This window comes from Staphylococcus sp. SUC_1.2 (genome assembly GCF_026222585.1).
In genome coordinates this window covers 1-13,911 of sequence record NZ_JANJPM010000043.1, presented here as the reverse complement: position 1 = coordinate 13,911, position 13,911 = coordinate 1, and the positions used below count along the sequence as shown (strand labels likewise).

General features: G+C 30.4%; 13 protein-coding genes and 1 pseudogene. 3 read left to right on the top strand and 11 right to left on the bottom strand.

What is annotated here, in order from left to right; genetic code table 11:
* Nucleotides 1-11: 11 nt before the first annotated feature.
* The gene (gene typA / locus NR218_RS11560; protein ID WP_207025833.1) at nucleotides 12-1,856 is read right to left on the bottom strand and encodes a translational GTPase TypA; all 1,845 of its coding nucleotides are present in this window, start codon (nucleotides 1,854-1,856) and stop codon (nucleotides 12-14) included.
* Nucleotides 1,857-1,954: 98 nt separating this feature from the next.
* Between typA and NR218_RS11555 the strand changes: the two genes are divergently transcribed.
* Entirely contained in the window at nucleotides 1,955-2,146 is a 192-nt protein-coding gene (locus NR218_RS11555) for a DUF5325 family protein (protein WP_002448174.1), read from the top strand.
* A 67-nt stretch (nucleotides 2,147-2,213) separates the two neighbouring features.
* Here NR218_RS11555 and NR218_RS11550 read toward each other — a convergent pair whose 3' ends face one another.
* Nucleotides 2,214-3,029 carry an inositol monophosphatase family protein gene (locus NR218_RS11550; RefSeq protein ID WP_265883421.1) on the bottom strand — a complete coding sequence of 272 codons (816 nt, stop codon included), beginning with the start codon at nucleotides 3,027-3,029 and terminating at the stop codon, nucleotides 2,214-2,216.
* A gap of 239 nt (nucleotides 3,030-3,268) precedes the next feature.
* Nucleotides 3,269-3,523 (bottom strand): annotated as a pseudogene (locus NR218_RS11545) (GNAT family N-acetyltransferase); the annotation flags it as partial.
* A 354-nt stretch (nucleotides 3,524-3,877) separates the two neighbouring features.
* Between NR218_RS11545 and NR218_RS11540 the strand changes: the two are divergent.
* On the top strand, nucleotides 3,878-4,489 hold the full coding sequence (locus tag NR218_RS11540) for a YktB family protein (RefSeq protein ID WP_002448079.1): 612 nt from the start codon (nucleotides 3,878-3,880) through the stop codon (nucleotides 4,487-4,489).
* Between the two features lie 179 nt (nucleotides 4,490-4,668).
* Nucleotides 4,669-6,015 carry an Nramp family divalent metal transporter gene (locus tag NR218_RS11535; RefSeq protein WP_019835366.1) on the top strand — a complete coding sequence of 449 codons (1,347 nt, stop codon included), beginning with the start codon at nucleotides 4,669-4,671 and terminating at the stop codon, nucleotides 6,013-6,015.
* Between the two features lie 360 nt (nucleotides 6,016-6,375).
* Here NR218_RS11535 and auxB read toward each other — a convergent pair whose 3' ends face one another.
* The 8 genes from auxB to lpdA form a co-directional block, all read right to left on the bottom strand.
* On the bottom strand, nucleotides 6,376-7,515 hold the full coding sequence (auxB, locus tag NR218_RS11530; protein WP_048681283.1) for a lipoteichoic acid stability factor AuxB: 1,140 nt from the start codon (nucleotides 7,513-7,515) through the stop codon (nucleotides 6,376-6,378).
* A gap of 72 nt (nucleotides 7,516-7,587) precedes the next feature.
* Nucleotides 7,588-8,661, bottom strand: a complete 1,074-nt coding sequence (locus NR218_RS11525) for an ABC transporter substrate-binding protein (protein ID WP_019835365.1) — start codon at nucleotides 8,659-8,661, stop codon at nucleotides 7,588-7,590.
* Nucleotides 8,658-9,467, bottom strand: coding sequence for an ABC transporter permease (locus NR218_RS11520; RefSeq protein ID WP_048682738.1), 810 nt, complete (start codon nucleotides 9,465-9,467; stop codon nucleotides 8,658-8,660). Before NR218_RS11520 ends, NR218_RS11525 begins: the two co-directional genes overlap by 4 nt.
* A gap of 5 nt (nucleotides 9,468-9,472) precedes the next feature.
* Nucleotides 9,473-10,276, bottom strand: a complete 804-nt coding sequence (locus tag NR218_RS11515; RefSeq protein ID WP_049382527.1) for an ABC transporter permease — start codon at nucleotides 10,274-10,276, stop codon at nucleotides 9,473-9,475.
* Entirely contained in the window at nucleotides 10,269-11,363 is a 1,095-nt protein-coding gene (locus NR218_RS11510; RefSeq protein ID WP_048684208.1) for an ABC transporter ATP-binding protein, read from the bottom strand. The genes NR218_RS11515 and NR218_RS11510 overlap by 8 nt, the downstream gene beginning before the upstream one ends.
* 13 nt (nucleotides 11,364-11,376) lie before the next feature.
* Nucleotides 11,377-11,916 carry a helix-turn-helix domain-containing protein gene (locus tag NR218_RS11505; protein WP_070813314.1) on the bottom strand — a complete coding sequence of 180 codons (540 nt, stop codon included), beginning with the start codon at nucleotides 11,914-11,916 and terminating at the stop codon, nucleotides 11,377-11,379.
* Between the two features lie 130 nt (nucleotides 11,917-12,046).
* Nucleotides 12,047-12,319, bottom strand: coding sequence for a UPF0223 family protein (locus NR218_RS11500; protein ID WP_048681796.1), 273 nt, complete (start codon nucleotides 12,317-12,319; stop codon nucleotides 12,047-12,049).
* A gap of 134 nt (nucleotides 12,320-12,453) precedes the next feature.
* A complete protein-coding gene (gene lpdA, locus NR218_RS11495) occupies nucleotides 12,454-13,860 on the bottom strand; it encodes a dihydrolipoyl dehydrogenase (RefSeq protein WP_002455496.1) in 1,407 nt (468 codons plus the stop codon).
* Nucleotides 13,861-13,911 lie beyond the last annotated feature (51 nt).

Sequence of the window (13,911 nt, the reverse complement as noted above, 5' to 3'; positions counted from 1 at the left end):
TTTTATTAGTTTTATTGATCTTGCATCATTTGTTTTACACGTTTCGCTTCTTTTTCACGTGCAGCTTTATTTAAAATTTTCTTTCTTAAACGAATACTTTGAGGCGTTACTTCAACCAATTCATCATCATTAATATATTCTAATGCTTCTTCTAACGTTAAAATTCTTGGACGATTCATTGTTTGAGTTTGATCTTTTGTTGCTGAACGTACGTTAGTTTGATGTTTAGCTTTAGTAATATTAACTGTTAAGTCGTTTTCACGGTTATGTTCTCCTACAATCATACCTTCATAAACTTCAGTACCTGGTTCCATGAAGTTTACACCTCGGTCCTCTAGACCAATGATGGCATAGGCTGTTGCTTGTCCTTGATCCATTGAAATTAATGCACCATTACGACGGCCACCAATTTGTGCTTTAACACGAGGTCTAAATTCTTCAAATGTATGATTAATAATGCCATAACCACGTGTCATAGACATAAATTCAGTTGTATATCCAATCATACCACGTGCAGGTACCATAAAGATTAAACGTGTTAATCCATTATCAGTTGTTAACATGTCTAACATTTCACCTTTACGCGCACCAAGTGATTCAATCACTGCTCCAGCATTTTCAGATGGAACTTCACATTGAACACGTTCAAACGGTTCACTTAATACACCATCAATTTCACGTAAAATAACTTGAGGTTTAGAAACTTGAAGTTCAAACCCTTCACGTCTCATATTCTCAATTAAAATAGATAAGTGCAACTCTCCACGGCCAGCTACAATCCACGTATCTGGAGAATCTGTTGGTGTAACTTTTAAAGATACATCTGTTTCAAGTTGTTGATCTAAACGTTCTTGGATTTGACGAGCAGTTACAAAATCCCCTTCACGACCAGCAAATGGTGAATTATTTACTTTGAATGTCATTTCAAGTGTAGGTTCATCAATACGCAATACTGGTAACGCTTCTTGATGATCATGTGGTGTAACTGTTTCACCTACGTTGATATCTTCCATTCCTGATACAGCAATTAAATCTCCCGCTTGTGCTTCTTCAATTTCTTCACGTTTTAAACCAAAGAAACCAAAGATTTTTGTTACACGGAAGTTTTTCACTGTACCATCTAATTTAATAAGCGATACATTATCGCCGACACGCATTTTACCTCTAAATACACGACCAATACCAATACGACCAACGTAATCATTATAGTCTAATAATGCTACTTGGAATTGTAGTGGTTCATCACTGTTATCAATTGGAGCAGGCACATAATCAAGAATTGTTTCATATAAAGACTGCATGTTTTCATCTTGTTTTTCAGAATCAAGACTCGCTGTTCCATTTACAGCTGATGCATAAACAACTGGGAAATCAAGTTGTTCATCATTTGCTTCAAGTTCAATAAATAAATCTAATACTTCATCTACTACCGCTTCTGGTCTAGCAGAAGGTTTATCAATTTTATTAACTACTACAACAGGTTTTAAATTTTGTTCTAATGCTTTTTTTAGTACGAAACGTGTTTGTGGCATCGTACCTTCGTAGGCATCTACAACAAGTACAACACCATCTACCATTTTCATGATACGTTCAACTTCACCACCAAAGTCAGCATGCCCTGGTGTATCTAAGATGTTAATTCTTGTACCTTTATAATTTATCGCAGTATTTTTAGCAAGAATTGTAATACCACGTTCTCTTTCTAAGTCATTAGAGTCCATTGCTCTTTCATCAACATGCTCATTTTCTCTGAAGATTCCAGATTGTTTAAGCAATTCGTCAACTAGTGTTGTTTTACCATGGTCGACGTGAGCAATAATTGCAATATTACGAACATCTTCTCTTCTATTAGTCATTTTATAATATCCTTTCTTGAGTAAATTCCCACTTTTAATTGCAACTTTTTTATTATATCATAATATTAACAAAAGATAACTAAAAGGTGGGGATGGGGATGGAAAAACCAAAATCTAAAGGTATATTCTGGATACTTTCTATTGTAGCAGTTATATTTTTAGTGCTCTTTAGTTTCAGCGTGGGTGCCGGAAGTATTCCAATGATGATTTTAACATTTATACTTTTCATTGCAACGTTTGGCGCCGGATTTACGCTTAAGAAAAAGTATCGTGAAAACAATTGGCTATAATCAACCATTAAGATATATAAAGCTTGAGATATTTTTGTCTCAGGCTTTTTTATTGAAATCAGATTTTTTATTTTTTAAAGCGTTGATGTAATTCTATTAAAGTAGTCGTATTAGGTGCTAGATAAATTTCTAATATTTCTTTATGAATATTTGAATTTCCTACTAATACTGAATTCGCACTTGAAATATTTAATGGTTCACCTAATAAGTTACTAGCTACGCCTCCAACTTCATTTAATACAATAAGACCACCAGCAAAGTCCCAAGGCTGTAATCTAGGTGTGATATAAGCAGCCAATTGTCCTTTAGCTACACTTATAATTTCTAAAGCTGCACTACCATATGCTCTACAGCTTCTTGCATCATTTACTATATCTTGAAATATAGGACCCATTTTAGGTTTGGTTACCCAATTTGGGTTGATACCAATTAAGCTTTTCTTTAGGGTGGTAGATTCAATCGTAGATAATGGATGTTTATTTTCAAATGCACCCTCACCTACCTTGGCATGATATAAAACATCTTTCATTACATCATATACAAAGCCAGCGTATGGTTTACCATTTCGATAGATACCAATTGAGATAGCAAAATTTTCTTTTTGATGTACAAAGTTTAATGTGCCATCAATTGGATCCACTACCCATACGACCCCTTCAACATGAGTTAAATCATGACCATGTCCTTCTTCCCCAATAACACGATGTTCTGGATAACTATGGGTAATCGCATCATATATATAATTTTCAGTAGCTTTATCAACATTTGTAACTAAGTCATTCGGATTTGATTTTGTTTCAATATTTAATTCTTCCTTCATCATTATTCTAACTTTATTTCCTGCTTCTAAAACTAAGCCTTTAGCAAAATCATATAGCGACATACTATCATCTCCTGTTGCTTACTATTATACATCAAATCAATTTTATAATTGTTATACATCATTTTATACCTTCATCACTATATATTAAACTCTTATGAATAGTTTATAAGCATAAAAATAGGTCGCCAATAAAAGCAACCTATCAAATCCATGATATAAAAGACTGAAAACATTTAAAATATATGAATAAATATGTACATTCATCTTATAATTATGGAAGATAAATAAATAAAAGATCATTAAGCTAATTTTAAATGTAAAATCGGGTAATCTCTACCTTGATTGTCTTTTTGAGATTCACTATATGCTTTAAAACCATTTTTAATATAAAATTTCAATGCATGTTGGTTATCTTTATTAACATCTACATATTGGATTTTATCTTCTTGAATCAGTGACTGAAGTATGATTGTACCGTAACCTTTATTAAAATGTTTAGGATCTATAAACAACATTTCCAAATTTTCATCATTAATTCCCGAAAAACCAATAACTTCTTTATCATAAAATCATAGATATGCATCTACATATTTTAAATAAGTTAGAAGGTCATTTTTTAATTGCATTCTATCTTCTTCTTTAAAAAAATCATGTGTTTTTACTACAGATTTCTCCCAAATTTTTAGTATTGTATTATAGTCTTTTTTCTTTTACTTTTATTAATCTCATGACACTCTCCTAACCACGAGGGGTAAAATCCTAAAAATTAAATGACTAACATCTAGGTACTGACTCTACCTTATTAGTTTAAATTAACTATCTATATTGTATATTACTATTCTATCATCATCACTTTGAAATATATGCTACAATAAACTCAACATACTATTAAAATAGGAGGAAGATCAATGACACAATACACATTTACACCTAAAGATTTTAAAGCATTTGACGTTGAGGGTTTAGATGAACGAATGGAAGCTTTAAATAAATATATTAGACCTCAATTACATCAGTTAGGCGATTATTTTAGTGAGTATTTCACTTCTCAAACTGGAGAAACATTTTATGCACATGTTGCTAAACATGCGCGTAGAAGTGTTAATCCTCCTATAGATACCTGGGTCGCTTTTGCACCTAATAAACGTGGTTATAAAATGTTACCCCACTTCCAAATTGGCCTTTTTAGGGATCAATTATTTATCATGTATGGAATAATGCATGAAGGAAAAAATAAAGAAGAACGTGTTAAAGTTTTTGACAAACATTTTAATGCATTAAAACAACTTCCAAATGATTATCAAATTAGTTTAAATCACATGAAAAAAGATAAACAATATATCAAAGATTTAAGTGATACTGATTTACATCAAGCTATTGATCGTGTTAAAAATGTGAAAAAAGGAGAATTTTTTATAGCACGTACTTTAGCCCCTAGTGATGAACGATTAAAATCAGATGAAACATTTTTAGCTTTTATTAAAGAAACATTTGATGAATTCTTAAAATTATATGAATAAATACTATTCTTCGGCCTGGGACTTTACTAGAAGTCTCAGGTGTTTTTTATTTTATTGGTAATCACTCACTGTCTTGAAGATCCATCTAAATTCAGTAATATTCTTTTTTACAACATTTTTAGGTTGACCTAAAAATATATTTAGGTTAATATAATTAAAAAGATTTTAGGAGTGTATGAATGAATTATATGAGTGATAAAAAACAACGCAGCTTAGATGAAATTAATAATACAGTAGATTTTAGTAGTCATAAAAGTGCAAGCCAAAAATTTCTAGCTTTTTTAGGTCCAGGATTATTAGTAGCGGTAGGATATATGGACCCAGGTAACTGGATTACATCTATGCAAGGTGGAGCACAATTTGGCTATATCCTTCTTTTTATTATTTTAGTTTCTAGTTTATCTGCAATGCTTTTGCAAAGCATGACAGTGAGATTAGGTATTGCTACAGATATGGATTTAGCACAAATGACACGTCATTATTTAAATCGCCCGTTAGCAATTATGTTTTGGATAATAGCAGAACTAGCTATTATCGCTACAGATATTGCTGAAATTATCGGAAGTGCAATAGCTCTAGATTTATTGTTTAATATTCCTTTAATTATAGGTGCACTTATAACTGTTTTAGATGTTTTTCTTTTACTCTTTATTATGAAATTTGGTTTCAGAAAAATCGAAGCGATTGTCGGAACATTAATTTTTACTGTTCTAATTATTTTCTTATTCGAAGTATTTATTTCGTCACCTAAAGTGATTAATATTCTTAACGGTTTTATTCCTCATAAGGATATCGTTACAAATCACAGTGTGCTGTATATTGCTTTAGGGATTATTGGTGCTACAATTATGCCTCATAATCTCTATTTACATTCTTCGATTGTACAATCACGTAAATATGATAGAACTAATGAGAACGATAAGGCACAAGCAATAAAATATGCAACAATTGATTCTAATATACAATTAAGCATCGCTTTTATAGTAAATTGCTTGTTACTTATATTAGGTGCTGCACTATTTTATGGTGTTAATGCTGATAAATTAGGAGGATTTTATGATTTATATCATGCCCTTAAAACTCAGCCGCTTCTAGGGTCAGTACTTGGCAGTATCATGAGTACATTATTCGCTATTGCACTACTTGCATCTGGACAAAATTCTACAATCACTGGAACACTCTCAGGTCAAATTGTTATGGAAGGATTTTTAAGATTATCAATTCCAAATTGGTTAAGACGATTAATAACTAGAGGTTTAGCTGTCATTCCTGTTATAATTTGTTTAATTGTATTTAAAGGTAATGAAAATAAAATGGAACAACTTTTAGTACTTTCTCAAGTATTTTTAAGTATCGCTTTACCGTTTTCACTCATTCCTTTACAACTTGCAACAAGCAACAAAAAATTAATGGGCCCTTTTTATAATAAAAACTGGATTAACTTTTGTTCTTGGAGTTTAATTATTATTCTAAGCCTACTTAATGTTTATTTAATTATCGAAACATTTAAAGAATTTTTTGCATAAAATAAAACTATTGTTAAGGTATTGAACATGATATCTTAACAATAGTTTTTCTCTGTATTCTTTTAATTCATTATAACTTCCATAATATCATTGCAAACCACACTATATTAAACTTTCATATCAATGTCATAATATGAATAGTATAGATTTAATTTTTAATATTAATGTAGGTTTTACAAATACTCCAATAGAACTGATTATTGCGATTATATCATTTCAATTATGTATGCATTTTATTTTAATTTATATCTTTCTATTATTACATACTTATCTAATTTTATTTTTATTGACTATAAATAAACTCCCAAGCCATTTAATTCAAATTGCTTGGGAGCTATACGTAAAACTAATAACCTTCAATTATTCTTGATCAACTGAGTGTTTCTCTTTGTTTTCTTCTTTATTTAAAATTTGCTTACGTTCTTCATAATTCATTCGACGTTGATTAACAGCACTTGGCTGATTCTTTCTTTTTTCTTTCATACGTTGATTATAAGCTTTACGTTTTTCTTTTTTCTTAGCACGTAATTCCGCTTTTTCTCTTTTACGTTGTGCTTTTTGTTCTTTCTTATCAATATATGAGTCTGTTTCTACATTATTTTCATTGAATATATTTTCATCATCATCATTAACTTCATTCGGCATACTATTTTTTGATTTATATTTATACTTTCTTTGTCTTGAAAGCACGCCAGAAGTATCATCATCATTTGAAGATTGTTGATATTCACTTGTTACAGCACGTTTAGGATATTGATTATATTTATCTTCCTCAATATCATCATTAAAATCTTGCTCATTATTATTTTGATTAATATGATTATAATCCTCATAATCATGTTCTCTTTCATTATAATAACTTGAAGGTTTACGACGAGTACGACGTTCTGATTTTTTAGTCTTACGAGGTGGTTCTATGTACTCTTCTTCATCATTATATTGAGTAGGTTCTTCTTCATAATAATATCTATCATCATAATCATCTCTTTGATTATAATAAGGGGGATAATCGTAAGTAGAACCATATGCTGGAACAGTTTCTAATTTACTTCTTCTTGCAAACATCATAATCGCTGTAATGAAGAAGAAGATTGGAATAATTAATGTAATAAATAATAACACTAAAGGCAAAGTAATAATGGAAGCAATTAAAAATAATATTCCAGATAAAATTCTAATATTCATAGAAATTAAAGCTAAAAATGAAATTAATAAACAAATGATAAAGTACACGATAATTGCCCAAATTCCATTTTGTAACCATATAACAAATTGAGTCGTATTTAGACTATTGTTAACTAGTATTTGTTGTATTAATTGATTATTATTCATGGAATTTTCAAGATTTTGAATAGATGTATCATTACTGAATGATACGAGTGCAATAAACATTGTAATAACCGTTAATATTAATAAGAAAATCCAACTAATCCAACCTAAAAGTTTCTCAGTTAAACGGCTCACAGGTCGTTTGATTTGTGTGTATCGTTCTCCTGACATTTATTACAACTCCTTAATTGACTTGTCAGATTATTATATCTAATTTATAGGAAAATAACTACTAATTATCACTTATTTTAACGACATTTTAAAATTCAAGAAACTTTCGTTATATTCTCCTAATGTTTTCTCTCCTAAATCTTTATAAACTTCTAAATGTTTTTGTTCTTTTTGAGTTGGATAAAAACGGGGATCGTTTTTTATGTTATTTGGTAATAAATTTCTAGCTGCCTTATTCGGAGTAGCATACCCAACCCATTCTGTATTTTGTTTATTATTTTTGGCATCTAATAAAAAGTTAATAAATTGGTATGCCCCTTCTTTATTTTGAGCAGTTTTAGGAATGACCATATTATCAAACCATAAATTCGAACCTTCTTTAGGAACCACATAATCATAAGTATTTCCGTCTTGAACAAGTGGTGCTGCTACACCACTCCATACTACAGCAATATGGCCTTCATTTTGTTGAAGCATCATAGTAATTTCATCGCCTACTACCCCTCTAACTTGAGGTGTAAGAGATTGTAAGTCTTGTTCTGCTTGCTTAATATGAACAGGATTGGAATCATTTAAACTATAACCCAATTTATTTAAAGCTAACCCTATAATTTCTCTAGCCCCGTCAACAAGTAATATGTCATTTTTGTATTTAGACTGATATAAATCGCTCCAACTATCAAATTGTTCATTAGGATACGCTTTTTTATTGTATAGAATACCTACCGTTCCAAAAAAATAGGGTAGTGAATAGGTATTATGTGGATCATAAGCCATATTCATATAATCAGAATCCAAATTTTTAATATTGGGTATTTTCTGATGATCTAAAGGTTCTAATAAATGTTCTCTTTTTAATTTTTGAACCGTATATTCACTTGGAAATGCAACATCATAATGTGTACCACCATTTTTAATTTTTGCTTCCATAGCTTCATTCGAATCAAACGTTTCATAAACAACTTGTATACCTGTCTCTTTTTCAAATTTCTTTATTAAATCAGGATCAATGTATTCTCCCCAGTTATATACATAGACTTTTTTACCATTTTTTGTATTATCTTGAGAATTAAACCAATGACTTATTCCTAAACATATCAATCCTACTACAATGGCACCGATAATTAACTGAAAAAATTGTTTCATTCTATTGCACCTCTTTTAGCACTTCTACGTTTTAATGTATTTTGAAGTGCATAGTATCCAATAATACCTAGCACAATAGCTAAAAATAAGATTGTTGAAATAGCATTTATTTCCATACTGATACCTTTTCGAGCCATGGCATACACATCTACTGATAAGACACTAAATCCATTACCTGTCACAAAAAAACTTACAGTAAAATCATCTAGAGAATAGGTAAGTGCCATAAAAAAACCACCAATAATAGCAGGCATTAAGTTTGGTAAAAGTATACGTCCGAGTACTTGAGATTCTGTAGCGCCTAAATCACGAGCTGCATTTAACATATTATGATTCATTTCATATAGCTGTGGTAGCACAAGAATGACTACTATAGGTATACAGAATGCAATATGCGATGCTAATACTGTTCCAAATCCTAGCCCTAATCCAAATATATGTCCTAAAGCTGTGAACATAATTAAAAATGAGGCACCTATGACAACATCAGATGAAACCATTAGTACATTATTTAATGTAAGTAATGTCAATTTAAACTTCTTATTTCGCAAATAATAAATTGATATTGCTCCAAATGTTCCTATAATAGTAGATACTGCTGCGGATAGCAATGCAACTGCTATTGTATTGAATATTACAGACATTAAATGATCATCTTGAAATAAAGCTTGATAATGTTCTAATGTAAAATGTTCAAAATGTACCATATTTCCAGCTGAATTAAACGAATAAAACATTAAGAAAAAAATAGGAAGATATAATACAACAAGTAATATTCCTATATAAAGTTTTCCGTACCATTTCATTTAATTCACCCTCTTCCATTTGTTTCTTTAGATTTAGTAATAATTAAGATAAAGGCCATAAATACAATTAAAAAGATAGCTATTGTCGAACCCATTCCGTAGTTTTGAATAACTAAAAATTGTTCCTCAATAGATGTACCAATATTAATCACTTTATTTCCAGCTATCAGTCTAGTAATCATAAATAATGATAGTGCTGGTATAAATGTGACTTGAACACCTGTCATTATACCTTCTTTAGTCAAAGGAAGTATGATTTTACGAAAAGTAGTAAATGTATTTGCACCTAAATCACTTGAAGCTTGTAATAAATTATTAGGAATTGATTTCATGCTATTAAAAATAGGCAAAATCATAAATGGTATATAAATATAACTTGCAACAAGTAAAAACGCACCTGATGTAAACAACAAATTTAGGGGATCAATATGCATTATACCTAACATTTTATTAATCATACCTTCGTGACTTAAAATCCCAATAAAAGCATACGTTTTTAACAATAAATTAATCCATGTTGGTATGATTAATATAAGTAACCAAATATTTTGGAATTTTGAAGATCTAATAAAATAGGCTGCAGGATAACTTATAATTAGTGTAATGATTGTTATAAGTGCCGCATAAAAAATAGAATCCCACATCATTTTTAAATATTTCATTGAAAAGACTTGTCGATAATTGGTAAAACTAAAATGACCATTTATATCGATAAATGAAAAATATACAAGTAATAGCACAGGAATAATAATAAAAATAATCATCCATAATAAATATGGAATGATGAGAAATTTATTTAAATTACGCATGTTCAATATCCTCATAACTTTCAATACGTTTATCAAATTCTTCTTCAGTTTCTCCAGGAACCATAATATGAATAGCTTCCGGTTCAAAAAACAAACCTACCTGACTTCCTATTGTGGTCTTTTTAGTAGATTGAATAACCCATTCATACCCTTTTTCATCAATACAACAAATTTCGTAATGTACACCTCTAAAAAGCATTGAATCGACAGTTGCAGTGAATAAACCTTGTGTCGATTCAACTAAAGAAATATCCTCTGGACGAATCACTACTTCAATTTTTTTCCCAGATGGAATCCGAGCATCAACACATTCAAAATCCTGACCATATATATTCACTACAAAATCTTTAACCATTGTGCCATCAACAATATTAGATTCTCCAATAAAATCAGCCACGAATCGATTCACTGGTTCATCATAAATATCTGTTGGTGTACCAAATTGTTGTATTTCACCATCTTTCATCACAAAAATATAATCACTAAGTGCCAATGCTTCTTCTTGATCATGAGTAACAAAAATAAAAGTGATGCCTAATCTTTTTTGTAACTCACGCAGTTCATATTGCATTTCAGTACGTAATTTTAAATCTAGTGCCGAAAGAGATTCATCTAATAATAAAATTTCAGGTTTATTTACAATAGCTCTGGCAATAGCGACTCTTTGTTTTTGTCCCCCACTCATTTCATCAATATGACGTTGTTCATAACCTGTGAGCTTAACAAGTTTTAATGCTTCTTTAACTTCTTTATCAATCTCTTGTTTAGAAAACTTTTTTAGTCTTAAACCAAAAGCAATATTCTCATATACATTTAAATGAGGAAATAAAGCATAATCTTGAAATACTGTATTTACTCTACGTTTATTTGCAGGTAATTTTTCGATAGACTGATTTTTATAAATAATTTGACCTTCACTAGGTTGTTCAAATCCTGCAATAAGTTTTAAAATTGTAGTTTTACCACATCCTGAGGGACCAAGCAACGTATAAAAATATCCCGATTCAATATCTAAGTTCATATTATTTAATATTGTTGTATCATCAAATTTCTTAGTAACTTTCTTAAAAGATAATAGTGACTCCAATCCATTTCCTCCTTTATAAGTATGATGCTGTTGCTACAATTAGAATTTTAACTTCATTTTCTGAATGATTATGTAATTGATGTAATTCATTTGCTCTAAAATAAAACACATCTCCCTCATAAGCTTGATAGCGCTCTTTACCTAACGTAAGTGTTACACATCCTTCTAAACAATAAATAAAGGTATCAGATTCAGAAGGTTCAAAAGATTTGTACGATGATTCAGGCTTAATTGTTAATATAAGAGGTTCCATTTCATATTCATTTGAACTAGGTACAATCCAATTTAAAATATATCCTCGGTCATATTCATCATAAATAGTTCGTTCATTTTTTTTATATAATACTTTCTCTTTCGCTTTTTCTTTAAAAAAATCACTTGGTGTAGTACCTAATACTTCTAATATATTTAAAAATGTTTCCATACTTGGAGACGCATATTCACTTTCAATTTGTGAAATATATCCTTTTGATAAATCAGTTCGTTCCGCTAACTCTTCTTGAGTAAGATTTTTTTGACGTCTTAAATTTTTTAATTTATATCCAATTTGCATAACTAACCACCTAAAAAAGCTGTATCTTGTTTACTATTATCAAACATTTTGTTTAATGCTTAATAAAAATAACAAAATACAGCTTTAAATTCAATAGGTATATTAAAAAATTGAGATTGAATTAGAAATCTTAATGTTTACTAAAATTTTCTCGATCAGGATTCTTTTTAACTTCTTGGATGACTTTATAGCTATTATAGCCACTTTTTTCTTCAAATTCTTTAAAAATTTGTTTTTCTTCAGCTTTACTTGGCACAATTTGTTTAAATTTTTTATATTGTTTCATTAGTTCAGTACCTATTATAGATTTTTCATAATAGTTTTCAATTTGATTAAAAAATTTAATAACATCAACCATTTCCTCATTAGACCAATCTAAATCGAGTGGATATTGATATTCCATAGTTACCCTCCAAAATATAAACTTAATTCTATAAAAAAAGGTGGAACTAGATTCCTTATAAAATCATAGTCCCACCGTAAATGGTTATTTCAATTAAATACGTCGATTTAATTCACAATTATTTCAAAAGGAAATTACATAGTATGGATTGGTAATCCAATAGCTTTTTCGGCAACTTCCATAGTCATTTCACCTAATGTTGGATGAGCATGAACAGTTAATGCGATATCTTCAGCATTCATACCTGCTTCGATTGCTAAACCTAATTCAGAAATAATATCAGAAGCACCATTACCTGCTACTTGAGCACCAATAACTGTGTCATCTTCTTTTAATGTAATTAATTTAACAAAACCAGTTGTATCATCTAATGATAATGCACGTCCGTTAGCAGCATAAGGGAATTTAGATGCTTTGAAATCTAAACCTTCTTCTTTAGCTTGAGCTTCAGTATAACCAACTTGAGCTAATTCTGGTTCAGTGAAGCATACAGCAGGCATACCAATATAATCAACTTCTGATGCTTGACCTGAAATTACTTCTGCAGCTACTTTACCTTCATAACTTGCTTTGTGTGCAAGTGGTAAACCAGGCACGATATCACCAATTGCGTAGATGTTTTTAATAGAAGTACGGCTTTGTTTGTCTACTTCTAATAATCCACGATCAGCAAATTTAAGACCTAATTCTTCTAAGCCTAATTCGTCTGTATTTGGACGACGACCTACAGTTACTAATACATAATCAGCTTCAATTGTTTTTTCTTCACCTTTAGCTTCGTAAGTAACTTTAACACCGTTTTCAGTTTCTTCAGCGTTTTTAGCCATAGCTTCAGTGATAATTTCAACGCCTTTTTCTTTCATACCTTTTTTAACAGGTTGAACCATTTGTTTTTCGAAACCACCAAGAATTTCTTTAGCACCTTCTAAAATTGTAACTTCAGAACCGAAGTTAGCAAATGCAGTACCAAGTTCTGAACCAATATAACCGCCACCGACAACTACTAATTTACCAGGAACTTCTTGTAAGTTTAAAGCGCCTGTTGAATCGATAACGCGTTTACCAAATTCAAAATTAGGAATTTCAATTGGTCTTGAACCAGTTGCAATAATAGCATTTTTGAAGTTATACGTTTGAGCACTTTTCTCATCCATAACACGTAAACTATTTTCATCTACGAAATAAGCTTCACCACGAACGATGTCAACTTTATTACCTTTTAATAAACCTTCAACACCGCCAGTTAATTTATTAACAACTGATTGTTTAAATTCTTGAACTTTATCAAATTTAAGTGATACGCTTTCAGCTATAATCCCTAAATTTTCAGAGTGTTGAGCTTCTACGAAACGATGAGAAGCATGTAATAACGCTTTTGAAGGAATACATCCAACGTTTAAGCACACACCACCTAAGTCACCTTTTTCAACAATAGTAACTTTTTGTCCTAATTGAGCTGCACGAATTGCAGCAACATATCCACCAGGACCTGCTCCGATTACAATAGTATCTGTTTCAATTGGGAAATCTCCAACTACCATGTTTTACCCCTCCATTAATAATAATTCTGGATTATTTAATAAGCGTTTGAT

Bases quoted from the DNA above. Each gene is read 5' to 3' on its own strand.
- typA (WP_207025833.1), bottom strand. From the start codon at position 1,856: ATGACTAATAGAAGAGAAGATGTTCGTAATATTGCAATTATTGCTCAC.
- NR218_RS11555 (WP_002448174.1), top strand. From the start codon at position 1,955: ATGGAAAAACCAAAATCTAAAGGTATATTCTGGATACTTTCTATTGTA.
- NR218_RS11550 (WP_265883421.1), bottom strand. From the start codon at position 3,029: ATGTCGCTATATGATTTTGCTAAAGGCTTAGTTTTAGAAGCAGGAAAT.
- NR218_RS11540 (WP_002448079.1), top strand. From the start codon at position 3,878: ATGACACAATACACATTTACACCTAAAGATTTTAAAGCATTTGACGTT.
- NR218_RS11535 (WP_019835366.1), top strand. From the start codon at position 4,669: ATGAATTATATGAGTGATAAAAAACAACGCAGCTTAGATGAAATTAAT.
- auxB (WP_048681283.1), bottom strand. From the start codon at position 7,515: ATGTCAGGAGAACGATACACACAAATCAAACGACCTGTGAGCCGTTTA.
- NR218_RS11525 (WP_019835365.1), bottom strand. From the start codon at position 8,661: ATGAAACAATTTTTTCAGTTAATTATCGGTGCCATTGTAGTAGGATTG.
- NR218_RS11520 (WP_048682738.1), bottom strand. From the start codon at position 9,467: ATGAAATGGTACGGAAAACTTTATATAGGAATATTACTTGTTGTATTA.
- NR218_RS11515 (WP_049382527.1), bottom strand. From the start codon at position 10,276: ATGCGTAATTTAAATAAATTTCTCATCATTCCATATTTATTATGGATG.
- NR218_RS11505 (WP_070813314.1), bottom strand. From the start codon at position 11,916: ATGCAAATTGGATATAAATTAAAAAATTTAAGACGTCAAAAAAATCTT.
- NR218_RS11500 (WP_048681796.1), bottom strand. From the start codon at position 12,319: ATGGAATATCAATATCCACTCGATTTAGATTGGTCTAATGAGGAAATG.
- lpdA (WP_002455496.1), bottom strand. From the start codon at position 13,860: ATGGTAGTTGGAGATTTCCCAATTGAAACAGATACTATTGTAATCGGA.